Annotated in this window: 20 protein-coding genes; 8 read left to right on the forward strand and 12 right to left on the reverse strand. The window is 52.7% G+C overall.

What is annotated here, in order from left to right; all coding sequences use genetic code 11:
- Positions 1-59 precede the first annotated feature (59 nt).
- The 7 genes from ACO2Q8_RS21010 to ACO2Q8_RS21040 all read right to left on the reverse strand — a co-directional run bounded on the left by ACO2Q8_RS21010 (position 60) and on the right by ACO2Q8_RS21040 (position 6,326).
- Entirely contained in the window at positions 60-1,172 is a 1,113-nt protein-coding gene (locus ACO2Q8_RS21010) for a FecR domain-containing protein (RefSeq protein ID WP_423346822.1), read from the reverse strand.
- A 67-nt stretch (positions 1,173-1,239) separates the two neighbouring features.
- Positions 1,240-1,851 (reverse strand): RNA polymerase sigma factor, encoded by a 612-nt coding sequence (locus tag ACO2Q8_RS21015; RefSeq protein ID WP_423346823.1) that lies wholly within the window; start codon positions 1,849-1,851, stop codon positions 1,240-1,242.
- 289 nt (positions 1,852-2,140) lie between these two features.
- Positions 2,141-2,446 (reverse strand): rhodanese-like domain-containing protein, encoded by a 306-nt coding sequence (locus ACO2Q8_RS21020; RefSeq protein ID WP_423346824.1) that lies wholly within the window; start codon positions 2,444-2,446, stop codon positions 2,141-2,143.
- A 41-nt stretch (positions 2,447-2,487) separates the two neighbouring features.
- Positions 2,488-4,380 carry a T9SS type A sorting domain-containing protein gene (locus tag ACO2Q8_RS21025; protein ID WP_423346825.1) on the reverse strand — a complete coding sequence of 631 codons (1,893 nt, stop codon included), beginning with the start codon at positions 4,378-4,380 and terminating at the stop codon, positions 2,488-2,490.
- Between the two features lie 3 nt (positions 4,381-4,383).
- Positions 4,384-5,166 (reverse strand): PASTA domain-containing protein, encoded by a 783-nt coding sequence (locus tag ACO2Q8_RS21030; protein ID WP_423346826.1) that lies wholly within the window; start codon positions 5,164-5,166, stop codon positions 4,384-4,386.
- A gap of 56 nt (positions 5,167-5,222) precedes the next feature.
- Complete coding sequence (locus tag ACO2Q8_RS21035) at positions 5,223-5,828, reverse strand: riboflavin synthase (protein WP_423346827.1); 606 nt, start codon at positions 5,826-5,828, stop codon at positions 5,223-5,225.
- A gap of 171 nt (positions 5,829-5,999) precedes the next feature.
- On the reverse strand, positions 6,000-6,326 hold the full coding sequence (locus ACO2Q8_RS21040) for a sugar 3,4-ketoisomerase (RefSeq protein WP_423346828.1): 327 nt from the start codon (positions 6,324-6,326) through the stop codon (positions 6,000-6,002).
- A 224-nt stretch (positions 6,327-6,550) separates the two neighbouring features.
- Here ACO2Q8_RS21040 and ACO2Q8_RS21045 point away from each other — a divergent pair, with 224 nt between their 5' ends.
- The 5 genes from ACO2Q8_RS21045 (at position 6,551) to rny (ending at position 12,232) form a co-directional block, all read left to right on the forward strand.
- Positions 6,551-7,177: a DUF1684 domain-containing protein gene (locus tag ACO2Q8_RS21045; RefSeq protein WP_423346829.1), complete on the forward strand. Its 627-nt coding sequence runs from the start codon at positions 6,551-6,553 to the stop codon at positions 7,175-7,177.
- 114 nt (positions 7,178-7,291) lie between these two features.
- Entirely contained in the window at positions 7,292-9,724 is a 2,433-nt protein-coding gene (gene pheT / locus ACO2Q8_RS21050; RefSeq protein WP_423346830.1) for a phenylalanine--tRNA ligase subunit beta, read from the forward strand.
- Between the two features lie 81 nt (positions 9,725-9,805).
- Positions 9,806-10,165 (forward strand): hypothetical protein, encoded by a 360-nt coding sequence (locus ACO2Q8_RS21055; RefSeq protein WP_423346831.1) that lies wholly within the window; start codon positions 9,806-9,808, stop codon positions 10,163-10,165.
- Between the two features lie 63 nt (positions 10,166-10,228).
- Complete coding sequence (locus ACO2Q8_RS21060) at positions 10,229-10,522, forward strand: cell division protein ZapA (RefSeq protein ID WP_423346832.1); 294 nt, start codon at positions 10,229-10,231, stop codon at positions 10,520-10,522.
- A 138-nt stretch (positions 10,523-10,660) separates the two neighbouring features.
- Complete coding sequence (gene rny, locus ACO2Q8_RS21065) at positions 10,661-12,232, forward strand: ribonuclease Y (RefSeq protein WP_423346833.1); 1,572 nt, start codon at positions 10,661-10,663, stop codon at positions 12,230-12,232.
- Positions 12,233-12,317: 85 nt separating this feature from the next.
- Here the strand turns inward: rny and ACO2Q8_RS21070 are convergent, their stop codons facing one another.
- Positions 12,318-14,243, reverse strand: coding sequence for a tetratricopeptide repeat protein (locus tag ACO2Q8_RS21070; RefSeq protein ID WP_423346834.1), 1,926 nt, complete (start codon positions 14,241-14,243; stop codon positions 12,318-12,320).
- Positions 14,244-14,575: 332 nt separating this feature from the next.
- Between ACO2Q8_RS21070 and ACO2Q8_RS21075 the strand changes: the two genes are divergently transcribed.
- Positions 14,576-14,941 (forward strand): VOC family protein, encoded by a 366-nt coding sequence (locus ACO2Q8_RS21075; RefSeq protein WP_423346835.1) that lies wholly within the window; start codon positions 14,576-14,578, stop codon positions 14,939-14,941.
- Positions 14,942-15,001: 60 nt separating this feature from the next.
- Here ACO2Q8_RS21075 and lysM read toward each other — a convergent pair whose 3' ends face one another.
- The gene (gene lysM / locus ACO2Q8_RS21080) at positions 15,002-15,475 is read right to left on the reverse strand and encodes a peptidoglycan-binding protein LysM (protein WP_423346836.1); all 474 of its coding nucleotides are present in this window, start codon (positions 15,473-15,475) and stop codon (positions 15,002-15,004) included.
- A gap of 237 nt (positions 15,476-15,712) precedes the next feature.
- Between lysM and ACO2Q8_RS21085 the strand changes: the two genes are divergently transcribed.
- Positions 15,713-16,510: an outer membrane beta-barrel protein gene (locus ACO2Q8_RS21085; RefSeq protein WP_423346837.1), complete on the forward strand. Its 798-nt coding sequence runs from the start codon at positions 15,713-15,715 to the stop codon at positions 16,508-16,510.
- A 19-nt stretch (positions 16,511-16,529) separates the two neighbouring features.
- On the opposite strand, the gene ACO2Q8_RS21090 is transcribed toward ACO2Q8_RS21085, so the two are convergent.
- From ACO2Q8_RS21090 to ACO2Q8_RS21100, 3 genes are all read right to left on the reverse strand, one after another.
- Entirely contained in the window at positions 16,530-16,865 is a 336-nt protein-coding gene (locus tag ACO2Q8_RS21090; protein WP_423346838.1) for a winged helix-turn-helix transcriptional regulator, read from the reverse strand.
- Positions 16,866-16,979: 114 nt separating this feature from the next.
- Positions 16,980-17,390, reverse strand: a complete 411-nt coding sequence (locus tag ACO2Q8_RS21095) for a RidA family protein (RefSeq protein WP_423346839.1) — start codon at positions 17,388-17,390, stop codon at positions 16,980-16,982.
- 4 nt (positions 17,391-17,394) lie between these two features.
- Positions 17,395-21,117 carry a PAS domain S-box protein gene (locus tag ACO2Q8_RS21100; RefSeq protein ID WP_423346840.1) on the reverse strand — a complete coding sequence of 1,241 codons (3,723 nt, stop codon included), beginning with the start codon at positions 21,115-21,117 and terminating at the stop codon, positions 17,395-17,397.
- 221 nt (positions 21,118-21,338) lie between these two features.
- On the opposite strand from ACO2Q8_RS21100, the gene ACO2Q8_RS21105 reads away from it, so the two are divergent.
- Positions 21,339-21,671, forward strand: a complete 333-nt coding sequence (locus tag ACO2Q8_RS21105) for a PKD domain-containing protein (protein WP_423346841.1) — start codon at positions 21,339-21,341, stop codon at positions 21,669-21,671.
- The last annotated feature ends 1 nt before the right edge of the window (position 21,672 follow it).

Raw genomic sequence — 21,672 nt, forward strand, 5'->3', positions numbered from 1 at the left:
TTTTCTGGAATTTTTTTTAGAAAAATTTTACCAATACCCGTTAAATCAGTCAAAAACACCTACTTATTTTCACACCCGTTGCTGTAAATCACGATCTGGCCATCGACCATTTCGTACGAAGAACGCGTAATTTTGCAGATCAGATTCAGCTTTTCAAACAGCGATTCGCCGGCCAGATTCGCCGTCAGGTAACAGTTGCTGAGCGTGGTGGCATCGTAAATGACGGTGAGTCCGTAGGTTTTCTCCAACCGGTCAAATACCTCCGCCATCGGCGTTTCATCAAAGAGATACTCGTTTTTCGCGACGGTTTTCAGCGCTACCGGCTGATCGACCACCGACTTGAGCAATCGCTGTTCGGTTTTGGAAAAAACAACCTGCTGATTGGGCGTCAGCACCACCCCATCCGATTTGTTTTTCAGGGTTCCGGGCGTCGTTTTCTGCATATCCTGCCGCCGGTAAACCGATACGCGCCCCGTGCGGACTTCCACCTTCGCATCTCCGGCTCCGGCGGTCACGTAAAAACTGGTACCCAACACCTGCGTCGAAATGTCGTCCGTATAAACCCAGAATGGTTTTTTCGGATTTTTCGTGATGGAAAAAAACGCCCGCCCACTCAGGTAAACTTCGCGCCGGGCTGGATCGAATCGGTTGGGATACCGTAACCGCGCATTCGAATACAGCACCACGGAACTGCTATCCTGTAACCGAACGGTTTTGGGCCGGGCTTCCTGGTTGACAACTTCCGTATAATCCTGCAACAGTGCCGGGCTAACCTCCTGCCAGCCAGCGCCATCCTGGGCAACATCCAAGCCTGTTCCCAACGAACTCGCCAACCGGAAGACCCCGTACCCCAACCCCAGCAACAAGACCAGTGAAGCCGCCACCCGGAACGCCGACCGGCGCCAGAGCGGTACGACGCGGGGCTGACCCGATGCCAGAATACCGGTAAAAATCCGGTCGAGTTCATCGGGCGGCAAAGCCGTATTCTTTTCTTCTAGAGCCTGCAAAAACGCCCGCGCCAGTTGAACTTTGTCGGTACAATCCGGATTGTCTGCCAGCCATTCCGACCAGAAGGTTTCGCTCTGCGGGTTCCGGTCGATCACCCAGCGCCGGAACCGCTCGTCGCGCGTCAGATCGTCCACACTGTAGCTTCGGTAATCGGGATAGTTCATTGGTTTGGAAATGAATGCTGTGGAAAGATGGCCGAAACAACCGGTAAATACCCGTTTCAAAGGGATTTTAAAATGAAAGATCGCCCAATACGTTCATGAGCAGGAAAAAACCAACCCAATTTTCACGAAATGATTTGAAAGCCGCTTGTAGCAAATTAGAAACCGACTGCGGATTGACCCCCATGATGACCGCAATTTCGTCGCGTTCAAGGTTCTGGTAATACCGAAGGTAAATCACTTCCCGCTGGCGACGGGGCAACTGATTCAGGGAGTCGGCGATGCGCCGGGTGGTTTCCGAGAGACTTTCCTGCTCGATAATCGTCCATTCGGGTGAGAATTCGGCGAAGTTCAGATCATTTTCCAGATCCGCAGGTTCGTCTTCCCGGTTGATGCGCTGCCGGTAGCCTTCGCGCAAAACCCGGTTTCGGACCGAACTCAGCAGGTAGGCCCGCACGCTGTCCGGTTCGCTGACACGGCTCCGGCGGTTCCAGACTTCGATAAAAACCTCCTGCACGCAGTCTTTCACGAACTCTTCGTCCCGCACAAACTTGTAGCCATAGTTCTGTAAGGCGTTGAAATACCGCTCGATCAACTTGCGGAGCGCCGGTTCACTTCCCAATTGCAACTGTTGCCAGAGCAACCGATCAGCAGCCGACGGACTTGAATCATTCGTTTTCATGCAGCAGGCGTTTCGGAGGGGTGAGGTACTGTGTACCTAAACCGGAAAACAGAAAAATCTACTGCCTGAGGGAAGGCGAGACAATGAATATCGAATACTGAATATTGAATAACGAATAATGAATATCGAATAATGAAGTGGCGTCGTTGTCACTCGCCACAGGCGAGTGACAACGGGAGGAAGGCGGGACAATGAATAACGAATATTGAATAACGAACGTCGAACCCAGCGGAGCCACTTCGTTATTCGTTATTCAACATTCATTATTCATTATTCATTATTCTCTAAACTACGCTTTTCGCTCCAGTTCCCGATACGCCAGAATGCCACCGGTCAGGTTGCGAACGTTGGTGAAGCCGTTTTGTTCGAGGTATTGCTGAGCCCGGGCACTGCGCGCTCCGGATCGGCATTGCATGATCAGTTCGTCATTCTGACGGTCTTCCAATTCATCGATGCGGTGCGGCAAATCTCCCAACGGAATCAGCTCTCCTCCGAGGTTATCTTCTTCGTATTCATGCGGTTCCCGAACGTCGATGAGGTTGACTTTTTCCCCTTTGTCCAGTCGTTCTTTGAGTTCCTGTACGGTAATGTCCATGATTTTGCTATTTTAATGATACCAGCCCGGCAAAAGTAGGGTTACTTTCGGAGAATCAGTTTCTGCACCACCGACTTTTTCCCGTCCGACACCCGAATGAGGTAAAAACCGTTGGCCAGTTGACTAATATCCCATTGCTTTTGCCCTTCCTGGGGAGAAACACGCAGAAGTGGGCGACCGTTCACATCCAAAACTTCCAGTTGCCGAACGGCCGGGTTTTGCCAGACCAACACCCCGGCATTTGGATTCGGGAAAACGAGCAGTTGGGCTTCCGCCGACGGTTCTTCGTCTACGCCGGTAATTGGAGCATCCTTGCCCTCACCCAATACCGGCCGGATCATCGGCACCCCGCCGGGGTTGCTAACGTCCCAACTCGTTCCCCGTCCTTCGAAGACCTGGTTACCAAACGGACTGTTTTTGTCAAAACCGATGGCTGTGATGTAGTCTTCGCTCACCTGCGTCCAGCCCACATAAAATGTATCGGTCACGGCCACGGTGTACTCAAACGGAATATCGACAAAACCGCTGCGTGAATTGGCGTAACTGATCGGGATCGCCTTTTGGTACAGCGTCCGGCCTGGCCTCCCGCGGTCGTCGGCGTAGAGAGCAAACACCGCTGTCTGGCCGGTCAGATTGGTTTTGACGGGAGCAAAGGCAATCTGCAAGCCCGAAACTTTGTCGGGCTTATTCAGCAAAAACCGCACTGCCACCCGTCCCGACCGCTGCGTGTTCTGGATGGCGGCTTCGGCAGTTCCGTCGTCGTAGGCGTAATAATTGTCCAAAACCGTCAGTGTGGCAATCGTGTCGTTCCGGCGGAGGTTAACACCCGGAATCGTGTCGGTAGTCTGGACGGCAAACTGGGTTTGCAGAATAGCCCGTTGACCCGAAAAATTGGCCGGAAGCGGTTGCGGTTTCATGGCTTTGGGCTGCGAACTCAGGGCAGCAATTCCTTCCGAGGGCGACTGGTATTGCTGAATAACCTGCCCGCTCACCTGATCGCGAATGACAGTTCGGAAGGTGGTAAAGTTGAAGTTGTTGAAAAGATTGACAATATCCGTCCGGATCGTATCGGCGGTTTCGGCCGCCGGGTTCAGCAAGTATTGCTTCATCGGCATGGCGGTATAACGTTTCAAGTACGGCGAAACCGGTTGCCTCGTCGCCACATCCCGGATGTACGGGTTCGTCGCCGACCGGCCCCGGTTCATGTAAATGTAGTCGATATGCCAGGTGTCAAACGCCCCGGAGGTCCGCCCGAAGGCCTGAAACCGGAACTGAAACCCCGCGTGCAGAAACCGGGCCTGATTGACGGCAACAATTTCCTGCACGAAGTTATTGCTGGCTGTATCCCCATCCTCCGTCCATTGCGTCTCCCAGACTCCGGCATTGTTCAGAAACTGGAGTTGCAGCGAGTCACCGGTGTCGGGCAGTTCGCCCAGGCCTTTGCGTTGCCAGTAAAAACTCAGGAAAATAGCATCGGCTGCCGTCATGCCCGACAGGTCGATGGGATTGCTGGTCAGCGTGTCGGTTGGGCCGGTGGCATCCTGGTCGGTAAAATCATAGGGTGTTCCATCGGCTTTCAGCCCGTCGAAGGTTGCCACGTTCAGCGACGGGTGATTGATGGGCAGGGTATTGTTGATGTACACACTACTCGGCTGCCACAAAACCGGGTCAGGCCGGTTGGTAGCGGTAGCAAAGTCATCGAAAAAGGGGAGTTTAAGCGCCTGAATTCGGGCACCGGCTGTCGATGGCCGTTCTGCCGGTTGGGTGGCCGGAAAATGTTCAATGGGGACGATACGGATTTGGGCCGAAACCGTATTCATTCCAAAACCAATCAGAAAAAGCAAATACCAGATCCGTGCAAACCGGTACTTGTCAGGCCCTTGCCGACGGTTTTGGAAGTCACGCTTTCTGTTATCTGCTAAACGGTGTGTCATTGGTTACTGCGTATCATCATTTTCGACGGGGCCTACCACCCAGAGGTCGATCACGTCGCCCACGCGGATGGTAGCACCGGGTTTGGCCGCCGGGTTTTGCCGAACTACCGTACCCACTTCCTTCTCGGGATCATCCACAGGAAGAATCGTGCCAACCTGCAAATTGGAGCCCCGAATCAGCATTTCGGCTTCGTCGCGCGGTTTACCTACAACGTCAGGAACGGCGAACATCGTATTTCCCAGCCCATCGCCCACCACAATATCAATCTTGGACCCTTTGGCAATGGGCGTTCCGGGTGCAATTTCCTTTCCGTCATACAATTGCTGCAAGACGGTTCCCTGGGCCAGATCGGGAACGTATTTCAGCTTGCCCATTTGCAACCCGTTGCTCGACAGCGCATACTGCGCGCTCACGTACGTCTGATCCACCAGCTTGGGCATCGGAATCATCGGCGGATTCGGCGTGGTGATGGTAATGTAAATCTTCCGGCCTTCCTTGACCTTAAAACCGGGTTTGGGATACTGGGCCACCACCGTCAGCGGCTCGGCTCCGGCTACGTACGTCGAGTCCTGTACTTCAAATCGCAGGTCGTGGTCGCTCAGGAAATCCTCCAGTTCGGAGGTGTTCATGCGGCTCAGGTCCGGCACCGTGATGGTCTGCCCGTGGTGAGTCGTGAAAGGTAGATACAGAAAGAAAAAACCCAGAAACAGAACGGCTACCAAACCCAGCAGAATACCAATGTGGGTAAGCAGGTCGGCCGTCGTACGAGTGCTGATTTTCGCCATGAAATCAAGGAATTCGCGCTTGCGTTACGCTACAATACTAACGGTTTGGCAGGCATTTATCGATACAGGCCCAGCATTTTTTTTATGTATTTCCCCACCACATCGAACTCCAGATTGACCACATCGCCCACCTTCAGGTCACGGAACGTCGTGTGTTCGTAGGTGTACGGAATGATCGTCACCCGGAACGAATCCGGCTCCGAGTTAAACACCGTCAGGCTGACGCCGTTGATGCAAATGGAGCCTTTTTCGACTGTAATGTTGCTTTCTGCCGGGTTATCCGAAACCGGGTTGTATTGAAAATCGAACAGCCAGCTTCCGTTCTGGTCAACAATGCTGGTGACAACGCCCGTCTGGTCGACGTGCCCCTGCACGATGTGGCCGTCGAACCGGCCGTTGGCAGGCATGCAGCGTTCGAGGTTCACCCGGTCGCCGGTTTTCACCCGGCCCAGGTTGGTTTTCTTCAGCGTTTCGTCGACCGCCGTGACAGTATACGTCTCCCCGTTGACAGAGGTGACGGTCAGGCAGACACCGTTGTGGCTCAGGCTCTGGTCGACTTTCAGTTCGGGAGCAATCGGGGCTTTAAGGGTGAATGTCAGGTTGGTTCCTTCGGCGGTGATGTCGATCACTTCGCCGGTGGTTTCAATGATGCCAGTGAACATTTCTTGAACGTGGATTACGCGGATTTGTAGGATTAACAGGATGTCGCCGGGAAGAATTCCGCCGTACCCACGGACTTTAGTCCGTGTGAGCCAATATTACCTTCATGTTAATACTAACTACTGCATCATTGAAGCACTCACGGACTTTAGTCCGTGGGTACGTTGATCATGCTACTCGTTCGACAGCACGAGCAGAAACGCGCCGGGGGACAACTTATCGAGTGCGTACCAATCGTCCGGGGGCACAAGCAGGCATTGTTGGGGAGTATCCAACAAAATAACTGCTGGCTGCCCATTGACCTCGCTCCGTACCCGGCAGCTCCCATTCAGGCAAATTAGCGCGTGCCAGGCTACCGGGTGTCGCTGCTCTGTGCGCTGAGTATCAGTCAGTTCATAAACATAAAAAAGCCGCCGAATCGGGCCCGGCATCAACTTTTCAAAAACCGTCAGGGCGCCGAAGCCGGACGAAAAGGTATCGAGTTGTATCAATTGAGCCATAGGCAGGCTGGAAAGCGATGAATAAGCAAAAGGCTGCCGGAAATTTCTCCAAAAGTAACCAAGCAGGGTAAAGATTGGCAAGACGAGTGCCTTCCCTCCTGCATTTCCGGCACGGCTGGAAAAATGATTCCGGTTTGTTTAAAAATCCGTTCAGGCAAATCCCCGTGAAGGTCACTGCTTTCCGTAAAGGAATCCTTAATTTCGCGATTTAAACTCATCCTGTTATGTTTCGGAATCGTTTTTTGCTGGTGGGCCTTTTTCTGATCGTGCTGGCGATCCTGTATTATTCGTTTTTTGAGGGTGGAAATACGGACACACCGGCCGTCACAAATCCGGAATCGTACCGGGCGGAAGTGGCACAAAAACGGAAGGACAAAGACGACTACTTCCGAACCAGCACTGAATCGCCGTTTACTGATAAGGCGAAATTCAAAGGACTCACCTACTTCAACCCCGATCCGGCCTACCGCTTGACGGCCCGGCTGGAGCCGTTTGCCGACAAGAAAAAATTGGTGGTCCGGCTGACCGACGGCAGCGAGGAAGTATACGAAAAATACGCCCATGCGGTTTTTACGCTCCAGGATGAAGTGTGCCGCCTGCTGGTGCTCAAACATGAGAATACGCTGTCGATTCTGTTCAAAGACCAGACGAGTGGCAAAGAAACGTACGGCGGGGGCCGCTACCTCGACCTGAGCACCGACGATGCAAAAGAAAACCGCATCGTGATCGACTTCAACGAAGCTTATAACCCCTACTGTGTCTACAACCACGAATACGCCTGCCCGATTCCGCCGGCCGAAAACACACTCCCGGTAGCCGTCCGCGCGGGGGAGAAGTTTTCTGAACCGTGATTACACAGATTTGAGGATTTACTATGATTGTGCAACAGGTTTCTGAAAATCCTAAAAATCCGTGTAATCAGAGTTCAGGACTAGTTATCTTTGCCCTCCATTTCCAGTTAGCGTATGAAAATTTCGTATAAATGGCTTAATCAACTGATTAGCCTGCCCGAGTCCCCGGAGGAGGTTGGCAAACTGCTGACAGCAACGGGTTTAGAGGTTGAAAGTATTGAAAAGAAAGAATCCATTCCGGGTGGCCTGGAAGGGGTGGTCATCGGGGAAGTGCTGACCTGCGAGAAACACCCGGAAGCCGATAAGTTGAGTCTGACGACCGTCGATGCCGGGCAGGCGGCCCCGTTGAACATCGTTTGCGGGGCGCCCAATGTGCGGGCCGGGCAGAAAGTGGTGGTGGCGCTCGTGGGCGCTACCTTGTACCCGACCAGCGGGGAGCCGTTTACGATCAAAAAGGCCAAAATCCGGGGTGCCGCGTCCGAGGGGATGATTTGCGCGGAAGACGAAATTGGCCTCGGCACCTCCCATGCGGGAATCATGATTCTGAATACCGACCTGCCGAACGGAACCCCGGCCGTGCAGTACTTCGGGCTGGAAGCCGACTACCAGATTGAAATCGGTCTGACGCCCAACCGCGCCGACGCGGCCTCGCACCTGGGCGTGGCCCGCGACCTGAAAGCCGTGCTGCAACGCCCGGTTCAGTGGCCGTCGGTGGATGCGTTCAAAATTGACAACCGGAATGTACCGATCTCCGTGGTGGTTGAAACTCCGGAAGGCGCACCCCGCTACACGGGCCTGACCATCGACGGTTTGACGGTGACCGAATCGCCCGACTGGCTCAAGCAACAACTGCGGGCTATTGGCCTCAATCCGATCAACAACGTGGTCGATATCACCAACTACGTTTGCCATGAACTGGGACAGCCGCTGCACGCGTTCGATGCCGACCAGATTACAGGCAGTCAGGTGATTGTCAAAACCGTACCGGAGGGGACGACATTTGTAACGCTCGATGGCGTGGAACGCAAGCTGTCGGCCAACGATTTGATGATATGCAACGCCAGCGAGCCGATGTGCATTGCTGGGGTCTTCGGCGGGCAACAATCGGGCGTGACAGCACAAACGAAGCGAATTTTCCTCGAATCGGCCTACTTCGATCCGGCCTGGATTCGGCGGACTTCGCAATACCACGGCCTGAAAACCGATGCGTCGTTCCGGTTTGAACGGGGCACCGACCCCAATATTCCGGTTTTTGCCCTGAAACGGGCGGCCTTGCTGATTCAGGAAATCGCCGGAGGAACGATCAGTTCCAACATCATCGATTTGTACCCAAATCCGGTTTCGGATCGGTCGGTAGCGATGCGCTACCGGAACATCGACCGGCTGATCGGCATCTCGATCGACCGGGCGGAAATTGCGCGCATCCTGGAAAGTCTGGATATTCGGGTTTCAGACGTGACGGACGAAGGCTTCACGGCCATCGTGCCGCCCTATCGCGTCGATGTGGAACGGGAAGCCGACGTGATCGAAGAAATTCTGCGGATTTATGGCCTCGACAATGTGCCGTTGTCGGCGTATTTGGCGTCGGATTTTCTGTCCGAATCACCCGAAACCGACCCGGATCAGTTGCAGGAACGCGCCAGTCAGTTGCTGGCGGCCAACGGTTTTTACGAAACGCTGACCAACTCGCTGACCCGCCCGGGCTACCACGAAGCTCTCCGGGCCGCATTACCGAATGCCGATGTGCAGTTGCTTAATCCGCTGAGTGAAGAATTGTCGGTCATGCGGCAGACCCTGCTATTTTCGGGGCTGGAAACACTGGTGTACAATCTGAACCGGCGGCAAAAAGACCTGAAGATTTTTGAGTTCGGAAAAATTTACAGCCGCAACGGCGAGCGATTTTTCGAGCAACCCCGATTGGGTATCTGGATGACGGGGCGCTTGCAGTCGGAAAGCTGGCTCAACAGCAATGCGCGTTCCAATCAGGGTGCTCTTAACTACCACGATCTGGCCGGTGTTGTGCAACGCATTCTGACGGCGTTTCGTGTAAAAAATACGGATAGCCAGCCCGCTGATCCGGCTATCTTCCAGTATGGCCTGACCTTGCTGTTCAACAAAAAACCGCTGGTTTCGCTGGGTCTGGTGAAAGCCAGCCTGACTAAACTGGTCGATTTGAAAAACACGCCGGTTTTTTACGCGGATTTTGACTGGCAGTATCTGGTGCGGTTATACAACGGGAAAGTGGCTTTCGAGGAAGTATCACGGTTTCCGGAGGTTCGGCGCGATTTGTCGCTGGTGCTTGATACAACGGTTACCTACGCGCAAATCAGCCGTCTGGCTCACCAGACGGAGCGTAAGCTGCTGCGGGATCTGAATGTGTTCGATGTCTACGAGGGAGAAAATCTGGAAAAAGGGAAGAAATCGTATTCCGTGAGTTTTATCCTACAAGACACCTCCCAAACGCTGAATGACAACGTAATCGACAAAACAATGAACCGGCTCATGTCAGCATTCGAGCGGGAACTGGGAGCCATAATTCGAAAATAAAAGGAGAGAACGGTTACCTACCGAAGCGAACGGGAATTCCTTTCGGGCGGTGCTGTCGATCCGGAAATCTGATAACCCGTTATGAGCGAGACGTTGCCGGTTTTTTCGCAGATGGAGGCCTTTGCCGACCGGGTAGTACACCTGGTTGAGATGGTCAATGCGGGAAAGCAACGAATTCTGGAACTGGAACAGGCAAACCGGGTTTTGCAGCGTGAGAAGCTCGAATTAACGGATCAGGTGACAAAACAGCAGAATCAACTGAAACAATTGGAAAAAATGGTGAATAATTCGCCAAAAGAGTTTTCAAAACCAACAAATATTCCTAAGATTGTAAATAACAAACACAAGGACGCAGAAACTACTGCCGAATTGAAGCAACAACTCACGGCTTACATCGAAGAATTGGATCGGTGCATTGCCTATTTGAGTGACTTGTCATAAAACATATACCGGCCCGCTGAAAGGCGTAACACCTTTTCGGCGCCGGAACGACAAGCTGTACGGATGGAAGAGTTACTGTCAATAAATATCCGAATCGCCGGCCGGACTTACCCGCTCAGCGTTCTTCCCGAAGACGAAGAAACGGCTCGGGAGGCCGGGCGTCTGGTCAATGAACGCTTTATTGAGGAAAAGAGTAAGAAAAAAAAGCGCGACGATTTGGATATTCTGGCGGTAATTGCCGTCATGAACACCGTAAGATGGCTGGAAGCGCGCCGGGATAACCAGGCGTTGCAAGACACGATAGCAAAACGGATAAGCCGTTTGGATGAGTTGATCGACTCAACATTAACTACTTAGCTATTGAGTAGAAAACCAAACGTGCCACCGCCTTCTTCCCGTACACTCCTCGGCTGACCGCCAATTGGTCGGCTGGCTTCATTTCTCGGTACTGTAGTGTCTGTGCGAACTATATTTTTCACACAAACGTCTACGGACATGAATGAAATCAATTTCTGGGTGATGCTCCTATCGGACGTCGTTTCGATTGCAGTGGGTATCTATATTGGCAGGAAGCTGTTGGGCCGCCTGTTTGCCCAGCGTGAAAAAGAAGCCGAAACACGGGCGGCTGAAATCATCAAAAATGCCGAATTAACGGCCGAAAATATCAAGAAAGACCGCATTCTGGAAGCCCGTGAAAAGTACCTGAAATTAAAAGCCGAGTTTGAAGAAGACACCAATCGCAAAAAGAACATCCTGATTACCAACGAGAACAAACTCAAACAACGCGAACAGCAACTCCAGCAACAGGCCGATCAGAACAAACGGCGGGAAGCCGATCTGGAAAACCAGAAAAACCAGCTGTCCCAGCAACAGGAACTGCTCGGCAAACGCCGGGAAGAAGCCGAACGGATGCGCCAGCAACAGGTGGAAGCCCTCGAAAAGATTGCCAACCTGACCGCCGAACAGGCCCGCGAACAACTCATCGACGCCCTAAAAGCTGAAGCCGACTCCCGCGCGTCGTCGTACATCAAGAGTGTGGTCGAAGAAGCCAAACTGACGGCCACGAAAGAAGCCAAAAAGGTGGTGATCGAAACCATTCAGCGGACAGCTACCGAACATGCCATCGAAAACTGCGTGTCGGTTTTCAACATCGAAAGCGACGACATCAAGGGGAAAGTGATTGGCCGCGAAGGCCGGAACATCCGCGCGCTCGAAGCCGCAACGGGCGTCGAGATCATTGTCGACGATACGCCGGAAGCCATCATCATTTCCGGTTTTGACCCGGTTCGGCGCGAAATTGCCCGGCTGTCGCTCCACCGGCTCGTGCAGGATGGCCGGATTCACCCCGCCCGGATTGAGGAAATTGTGGCGAAAACCCGCAAAAATATCGAGGACGAAATTGTAGAAATCGGCGAACGGACGGTGATCGACCTCGGCATCCACGGCCTGCACCCCGAACTGATCAAGATGGTCGGTCGGATGCGTTTCCGGTCGAGCTACGGCCAGAACCTGCTGCAACACTCCCGCGAAGTAGCCAAGCTTTGCGCCACGATGGCGGCCGAACTGGGCCTGAACGCCAAACTCGCCAAACGGGCCGGGCTGCTGCACGACATCGGGAAGGTCTGGCACGAAGAAGCCGAGTTGCCCCACGCCGTGCTCGGGATGGAACTCGCCAAGAAGTACAAAGAACACCCGGAAGTCTGCAACGCCATCGGGGCTCACCACGACGAAATCGAGATGACGAGTCTGATTTCGCCCATCGTGCAGGTCTGCGATGCGGTTTCGGGTTCGCGGCCGGGTGCCCGTCGGGAGATGATGGAATCGTACATCAAACGCCTGAAAGAACTCGAAGAACTGGCCCTGAACTTCCCCGGCGTCATCAAATGCTACGCCATCCAGGCCGGTCGCGAACTGCGGGTGATGGTCGATGCCGAGAACGTGACGGACGAAAAAGCTAATACGCTTTCGTACGACATTTCGCAGAAAATCGAGAAAGAAATGCAGTACCCCGGCCAGATCAAAATCACGGTCATCCGGGAAATGCGGTCGGTCGCGTACGCGAAGTAGTTTAAAGTTTAGGGTTTATAGTTGCTGAACCAGGTATTATTCGCGTCAGCAACTATAAACCCTAAACTTTAAACTCGAAACTGGCTTATCTCACCGGAAACCGGAGTGTCGGCACGGCCGCTGGCATCGGGGCTGCGGGCAAAACCGCTTCGTTTTTCAGGCTGTCGGGCAGGATTTTCACGTCGAGCCCCAGTTGATTTTTCAGCGTCTGCCAGTTGTTTCGCCCATCCTGGTAGGCCGGGTTGACCATCATCGACATGTTGTAGAAATACGACGCCAGGTGATACCGCCGTTCGTTCTGGTAAATCACGCCGAGGTTGTTATAGGCCGGAGCGTAATTCGAGGAAGCCCGAATGGCCTGTTTGTAATAATACACCGCCGAATCCCGGTTCGGAATCAGCTTTTGGTACGAATAGGCAATCGAGAAAAACGCTTCCCCAAAACCGGGGTAAATTTCGGTCGATCGGCGCAGATGGTGAATGGCTTTGTTGAAATATACCCGCTTCTGTTTGGGGTCTTTCTCGACGGCGCATTTGTTGATCCATTCGTTAGCGACATGCCGATTGACCTGACAACTATTCGACGCATACTCTAGCCCGCTGTTGAACAGGGTAAAATTGTCTTTCCAGTCTTTATTGCGGTCAATGGTTCGGAAGCTAAACAAGGCTCCGATGACCACACACAACCCAATCAGCACACCATACCGCTTCAAAACCGGCCCGTTTTCCGACAAATTCTGTCGTTTTGAAATCAGCAGGTCCAACCCGACGACTACGGCCATGACAAAGCCCAGGATCGGGGCGTATAAAAACCGCTCGGCCAGAATACCGCCCCGGAAGAAGACAAAGCCTAGACCCGGTGCCATCGTGATGAACATCCAGGTTAAGCCAAAGCCCCAAACCGTCCGTTGCCAGAAGCCTTTCCAGGCCAGCCAGGCCAGTCCGCCGAACGACGCCAGCCCGAGCAGCGTTTCCCAGTCGCTTAACTTACCGGATGGTATGACATTGTACGAGTAATCATACGACAGGTGCAACGGGAAAATCAGCAACCGCAGGTATTGAGCGAAAAATTTGAAGGTGGTCAGGAACTTGGTGTTTTCCAGCGCATAGGGGTAGTTTGCCCAATCGACCGGTGGATTCCCACTCAGGGTGCCGATCATCGCTTTTTTCTGCCAGAAGAACAGCACGGTGACCAGCAGATAAGGCCAAATGCTGACGAGCGATTGCCAGAAATTCCGTTTGGCAAACGTGTACTGCATGATCACGAGCAGCCCCAGCCCGACCAGCGACGATTCTTTCGACAAATAGGTAAGATACATCCAGAACGCCGAAAATACCAACCAGCTTCTTTGCCGGGTTTCCAGGAATCGCCAGTAGGTCAGCATCACCAGCGTGATGAACAGGAAACTCAGCATTTCGTCGCGGCTTTTGATATTCGCCACCACTTCCGTATGCAGCGGATGCGCCATAAACAGCCCGGCAATCAACGTCGTCAGCACCGTTCGGCCGGGCAGCCATTTTTGCAACAAAACCACCAGCCCAAAACCGGTCAGGCCATAAATTACCCCGTTGATGATATGGCTAATGTGCGGATCACCATTGAAATATTCTTTTTCGAGCGCAAACGTAATCAGGGCCAACGGACGGTAATACCCCAGCGAAATGTTACTGAAATGCCAGAATTCGGTCTTAAGCAGATCGGGAATGCCTTCAATGCCCTTTTGCACGAACAAATTCTGGGTAATGGCAGCAATATCGTCGAGCGCCAGCCCGTGGTTGAACGTATTGGCATACAGCGCAAAGCCTACGGCTCCTACCAAGGCGGCCCAAAGCCACTGAATCGGGCGGGACTCCAGCGGTTCGGGAGCCTGCCAGAATGATTGAGACGTAGTAGCGGGAGTGTCAGGGCGTGTAGCGGTAATAGCCGGACGGGGTGCCGGTTTGTTTCCTCCGCCTGGTGCGGACCGCGGAAGCGGTTTTTGACCCGAAAGAGAGTGTGTTTTCTTAGCCATACGAACCGGTCAGGTCAGTTTAAAAATACAAGGTACACTTGCTTAGCGAAACAAGTTTCTATGTAAAACTTAGGTGTAAATTTGGCGAGATTCCCGGAAAAATCAATGCAATAGCCGGGGCAAATCTGCGCCAGTTCTTCATTTAATACGGAGCAAATACCTTGCCGGATACGCGCGAAACGAATTGAGCAAAACCAGAAGGCCCGGAAAGCCGTTTCCTTCCTGGGTGTTGGCCAGTTACGAAAATCTGTACCCGGCATTCCATCTTTTTTTCTTATTTTTCCATTTCATTTCCGAACCGGCTTTCGGTCCGGGCAACTACTCCCTTTTCTATGGCATCCGCTTTTCTGGGCCTACGGACGGTAATTTACGCGGCACCCGATCTGATTTACGCTAAAAACTGGTATTCCGGCATTCTGGGCGTGCCTCCGTATTTTGACGAACCTTTTTACGTAGGCTTTTCGGTGGGCGGTTACGAACTGGGCCTTGACCCGACGGCCAAACCCGTCGACGGCAGCACCATCACCTACTGGGGCGTTCCTAACATCGAAAAAGCGTGGGAGCATTTGATGAGCCACGGCGCCAGTGTCCATTCGGGCATTGAGGAAGTGGGCGAAGACATTAAAGTTGCCAGTGTCAAAGATCCCTTCGGCAACGTGCTGGGAATCATTGAAAACCCACATTTTAGAGCGGAATAGCGTCCGTGTTTCCAAAAAAAACACCGCCCCTGCGAGCGGTGTTCGTGAAGAATTTCATGCTTACAGTTTCGGAATTCGCAGCACCTGACCCGGGTAGATCAGATCCGGGCTTTTCAGCATCGGCTTGTTAGCTTCGAAGATGATGCCGTACTTCATCGGGTCGCCGTATACTTTTTTGGAAATCGCCGACAATGTATCGCCCGACTCTACGGTGTGAAACTGGCCTTCCGGTTCCGGCGTTTCGACCACCAGCCGGTTATCGACCTGATGAACCCCTTCGACATTCCCAACGGCCAGCGCCAGTTTTTCGGCATCTTCCTGCTTGGCCACCTCCCCTTCCAGCACCACCGTGTCACCGGCGGTTTTGATGGTTAATTTCTTGTACGATAAGCCTAATTGCTTAACGTGGTTTAACAATGCGCTGGCTTTCAGCGGCTCTACTTCGGCGGCTTTGGCGGGCTCGGCAGCCGGCGCTTCGTGTTCCTTACCGAAAACTTTTTCACCAACGCCTTTGAAAAAACTGAGCAATCCCATGTGAGTCTGTGTTTTGATGAGTTTTATTGGGTTTGACTAGATCAACTGTGAAGCCCACGGAATGTTTCCGGAAGGGTTTTGAGCATCCTTCACAATCCTAATTTAGACGTCAATAAATGCTCTAGGTAATCCTTTACCATAAATATTTCCTATTTTTTTTACGACTTAACCGACTTTTGCGTTCTTGCATCGAAGGGCCAACTACGGAACCGGCCAACCGTAAGAAATACCGATCAAATGAAAAAAATAGGCTTGGGCTGGATCATTTTGCTGTCCACCTCATTACTCGCTCAGGCGCAGAGTCCTGTTGAGCTGGGCATCCGGGGCGGAGCCACTTTCACCCACGGGTATACGGTCATTCCGGCCCAAACGCTGTCGCCGGGGCTGGCGCTTCCCCGAATTCGCAACTCGAACAACGGCATTGGCGTCGGTTATCTGGGCGGTTTATGGATTCGAAAGTCCTTCCGCCGGTTTTTCATACAGGCCGAACTGAGCTATTCGTCGCTGGTTTTGAAGCAAAAAGCAAGCATCGACCGGATCGACGTAGCCGCAGCCCCCGAATTTGGTGTGACCCTGCCGATCAGTGTGACACCGGGTACGCTGTTTGCGCAGCTCAATACAACCACCGTTCCGAATCTGAATTCGGTTTACATCCCGTTATTTATCGGAAAACAGGGGGCGGAAAACCGCTGGCGAATTTACGGGGGACCAACGCTGTTCTTCACCCACCAGGCCGAAGCCGACCGCACCGCATCCGGGCGGGTGGAACCCAACTCCACGATTAATTTCCCGGGCTTGACATTAACCAATGTCAGCGACCGAGTCGATCTGACGGACGAGCAGCAGGCTGGCGTTTTACAAGTCAAAAATTTTAACTTTGGGGTCGAATTCGGGGCGGGCATTACACTACTGAAACGACTGGAAGTAGATCTGCGGTACGGATTGCCCGTAGGTGGCGTTTTCAACGATAGCGGCATTACCGGCTACATTGGCTATGCGACCCTGGCCGTAGGCTACAAGTTGTTCAACTTTTGAGGGCAACTGCCGATTGACTTCAAATAAACGCCTGCCCCACTTCCCGCAACAGATCAATGACGGGCAAAATAGTTCTGCCTTTGTCGTTGAGCTGGTATTCGACCCGGGGCGGTACTTCGCCGAACGATTTTTTGTCGACCATCCCCAGTTCGACCAACTGCTTCAACTCGTGAACCAGCACCTTTTCACTAATACCGGGCACCAATCGTTTGATTTCTCCGTACCGTAGCGTTTTATCACGCAACAAATGAATGATCACCAACCTCCATTTCCCACAAATTACTTCGACAGCTCTCTTGATAATCAGTTCAGTAGGGATTACTTCTTCGTCTGTTTTTTTTAGTTCGGGTGTCATTCGTTAAACTACTTACCTTTTGGTGGGCAACCTACTGATTAGTAGGTGGTTGTGGACGGATTATAAGCAAAAATACATTTTTCGGTTGTAAGTTGTACGACTTGACCCGGAATTCTAATCAGGCTCAATAACCGGACTTAAAACCGCCGTCACTTCAATTTCAATCAATAGCTGCGGATCAATCAGAGCGCTCACTTCCACCATCGTTGCGGCCGGGCGAATGTCTTTGAAAACCTCCCCGTGGGCCCGTCCAATTTCCTCCCAGCGTGAAATATCCGTAACGAACATCCGGGTCCGAACTACGTCGGTCAGCGAACCGCCAGCCTGCTCAAGTGTAGCCGCGATCTTTTGCAGGATAAACCGGGTTTGTTCGTACGCATCGTCCTTGCCTACCAACTGCTCGCCATCCATGGCCGTCGTTCCGGCTACTTCAATCAAATTGCCAACGCGGACGGCGCGACAGTATCCAACAACCGGCTCCCAGGGCGTGCCAGACGAAATGTTTTGGCGAAATGATGTCTCCATTTGATTATCTGGCTTTTTCAGCACCGATTTTTTCGAGGGCGGTTTTATACTCATTTAAAAATACGTTGAATTCTTTATCCAGCAGATGTAAATCATCCGCCAGCGAGCTGCTATCGCTCACTTTCAGCTTCGCTTCGGCTTCGCGGGCGACCTGCGCAATCCGGGCCACACCAATGGTTCCGGCACTTCCTTTGAGTGTATGCAGATGCCCCTTTACCGCCGGAATATCGCCGATCGCAAAGGCATCCAGCGACTCTTTTACCAGTGTGTTGGCCTCGGTTTCAAAATCTTCATAAATCGACGTGACCAGATCCCAGCCACCCACCAGCTCCAACTGCCCGACAATCTCGGTGTCGATCATAGGTGCGGCCAGTTCCCGAACGCTTTCCAGTTGTTTCGAGCGCATCTGGGCCGCTTCCTGAAACGCCGTTCGGGTCTGCATTATTTCTTTCACCTTGGCAATCAGGCTCTGCGCCCGGATCGGTTTGGCAATGTAATCGTCGAGCCCCTGGCTTAGAAACCGATCCCGGTCTTCGCGCATCGAATAGGCCGTCATGGCCACCACCGGCGGCAGTTGGGTTCCGAACTTATCGCGAAGTCGCTTCGTGGTTTCCACCCCATCCATGTCGGGCATCTGAATATCCATGAAAATCAGTTCGTAGGGCTGGGCGCTGTCGCTGAAAGCCGCCGTGACTTTTTCGATGGCTTCCTGCCCGCTGGAGGCCATATCGACCCGGCAACCCGATTTTTTCAGGATTTCGGTGGCGACTTTACGGTTCACGGCGTTGTCGTCGACCAGCAACAGGTACGGCTGGTGGTCTTTGAAAACGTCCTGCAACGGAACTTCGCCCTGGTCGTTTTTCTGGGCCGTCGGACTGATGAGTGTTTCTTTCAGTTCGATCGTAAACCAGAACGTACTTCCTTTTCCCGCTTCCGAGTCGACGCCGATTTGTCCTTTCATCAAGGCCGCCAATTCTTTCGAAATGGCCAGCCCCAGCCCCGTGCCACCAAACGACTTCCGCGATGACATTTCGACCTGACTAAACGAGTTGAACAGCACGCCAAGGTCCTCTTTGGCAATCCCGATCCCGGTATCTTTCACCTCAATCCGAATCCGGTTGAACTTGCCTTTCTTTCCAATCAGCGTCGCATTGACCGTTACCGCGCCATTTTCCGTAAACTTGATGGCGTTTGAAGTCAGATTCGACAGAATCTGCAACAGCCGCGTCTGGTCGGCAATGACGTACTTGGGCAGGTCGTCGGCCAGGTGGTAGCTGAGTTTGTTGCCTTTCACGCTGGCCTGCTGACCAAACAGCGAAACCAGTTTTTCGAACACCTCCTGAAACCGGATCGGCGCGTCGTGCAGTACCATTTTCCCAGCTTCAATTTTCGACAAGTCCAGAATATCGTTCAGGATGTTCAGCAGCGTTTCCGACGATTTTTTGATCGTCTGCACATAATCCTTCTGCTCCTGGTTCAGCGGGGTATCATTCAGCAGGTCGATCATTCCGATCACACCGTTCATTGGCGTCCGGATTTCGTGGCTCATGTTGGCAAGAAACCGCTCCTTCACTTTCAGCGACCGCTCGGCCTCATCCTTGGCCTTCATCAGTTCCTGCGCATTCCGCTTCAGTTCGGTAATGTCCCGGGCCAGGGCGGCTACCTCTTCCACACGCCCGTTTTTATCGTTCAGCGTCAACATGTTGAGCATGATCTGCCGAATCGTGCCATCTTTTCGGTGCAGCGTCGCTTCAAAATTCCGCAGGCTCTTGTTGCGAATCAGCCGCATCAATGCCCGGTGAATATCCTGTTTGTCGATAAAATTGGTGATGGGTTGCCCAATCACTTCTTCCGGAGTATAACCCGTTCGTTTCAGGACCGACGGGCTGATCATCGTAATCCGGCCTTCCCGGTCGACGCGGCAGTAAATGTCCTGAAGATTGACAAAGATGCCTCGGAATTTCTCTTCGCTCCCCCGCAGTTCCAGTTCCGTCCGTTTCCGTACTGTAATGTCGCGAGCAATTCCGGAAACTTCTTCGATGACGCCACCGGAAAGCAGAATCGGGTTAAGATGTACTTCCAGCCAGGCTTCGCTTTTCTGCGTCTGGTAATGCAGCTCGACGGTTTGGGGCAAGCCCCGAAATGCCAGGCGGTATTTTTCTTCCAGCAGTTTGCGGTTTTCATTCCCGATGATGCGCCACCCCAGCTTTTCGGTCGTGACGTTCAACTGCGGCACTTCACCCAACTGATTCTCAATCAGCCGACTGTAATTTCGGTTGAACGACGTAAGCTGGAAGCTTTTATTGACCGACCAGATTAAGTGTGAGCTACTGTCGAAAATGGCATTCAGCCGGGCGGTTTGTTTGTTGATGGCCGCTTCGTCCTGTTTGCGGGCGATGGCCAGTGCCACCTGTCCGGAAATAAACTCCAGGAGTTCCAGGTCACGGATGTTGTAAGCATCGGTTTTGTCGTAGGCTTTTACGCCAATGATCCCCGTAATGCGTTCGCCAATCCGGAGTGGCACGCAAAGCATCGCTTTCGGAATTTGCCCGTAGAGGTACAGATTCTGCGTGTCGGCCAGTTGCTGAATATCCTGCTCGTACAGAAAAAGCGGCCGGTTGGCGCGAATGGCGTATTCGGTCAGACCGTTGCCGAGTCTCCGCTTCGTAAACCGCATTCCGGTAAAGTATTCATCGACGTAGTACGGGAAATACAGGAAGCTCTTGCTCTGGTCGTAGAGGGCAATGAAGAAGTTCCGGGCGTCGATGATGTTGCTCAGTTCTTCGTGAATGTTTTGATAAAGCTCGTCCAGGTCCGTCGCGTTGAGCGTCCAATTGGCGATGCTGTAATAGAGTTTCTGTGCTTTTTCGGCCCGGATGCGGCTCGTAATGTTGTGCAGGATGCAGCGGTAAGCCGTCGGTTTGCCCTGATCATACCGGCAGTTGACGCTGCCCGAGACAAACACGGTTTTGCCTTTTTTACTCTGAAAAACCGTCTCGAAATACGGAAACTTCTCGCCGTCGCGGACGCGCTGCAACCGCATCAGCGTGCTTTCGGCGTAATCCGGGTGCAGTACATCCTGTAAGGTCAGGGAGGCAATCTCGTCGGAACTGTATTCGAGTACCTCCCGCCACGCCCGGTTGACAAACAGAAATTTGCCATCGAGTGTGACGAGTTGGATCAGGTCGCTGGTATTGTCGACCAGGTCCTGCAACTGTGAGTTTGAGTACGACAGCGCCGAAGCAACCCGTTTTTTATTGGTTACATCCTCCCCAATGATCGTATACGAGGATACCGTTGACCCATCCGGCAAACCATTGACGATGAGTGAATTTAATTGCACATTACGGACCGCGCCACTTTTCGCCAGCAGGTTGATTTCCCGCTGATCGATCACGCCCCCCCGGGCCAGGGCTTCGTCGAAATCCCGCTGGACCTGCACACGCTCGGCCGCCGGGATGAACACATCAAAGAAGTTCTTACCGATGACGTCCATCGGTTGCCAGGCCGTGATCCGCAGCGTATATTGGTTACAAAAGGTTACCGTACCATCCTTCTCAATGGTCAACCCAATAAGGTTCAGTTGATCGACGGTTTTGGTTACGTCAAAGACAGTGGCCTGCTGGAGCTTCGGGTTACCGTCCAGCGAATTTCGTATATCGATTTCCTTGCTGAGCCGACGAATCTCGGCGAGCAATTCATCCTTTGTTTTTGCAGACCAGGACATGGAACAATGGGGAGTTTAAGCACATCGGCGCATACCGCCTTCGCAGTTCAATAGCACAAAAAAGCCGACTTGTTTTGCATAAGATCGGCCTTGTAACATACCGGATAAATTTACAAAAAAATACCGGCAATGTATCAAAGGTTTGCTTGGTTATCGAAATGGCCGTAATTTGGGACAACCTTTACCGTACAATTTCTGGTTACGTAGCCAACTTTCCTACCATGATGAAAGTCTGTTGTGTGCTGATCCTGCTTTGCCTGTGCTGCTGGAGCTGTGAACCGTTTGACCTGGATCAGAAGAGTTTTCCGGTTTGTGAAAAACCGGAGGGCTCCATCGGTTACACGGTTTCCAGGCTGGAAGTGACGTTTTTTCTGGAAAATGCGAAAGGTGACATTGGGGCTATCGGTTGGGATTTAGGCGACGGGCGCAACCGCTCGGGCAATCAGTTCACGGTTCTGTACGACAAACCCGGCACGTACAACGTTTCGATGGTTCTGGCCAACCAATGTGACGACAAGTTTACGGCTTCCCGTCTGGTTACGGTCTCCAATTAGC

It is taken from the genome of Larkinella sp. VNQ87, assembly GCF_049445795.1.
GTDB lineage: Bacteria > Bacteroidota > Bacteroidia > Cytophagales > Spirosomataceae > Larkinella.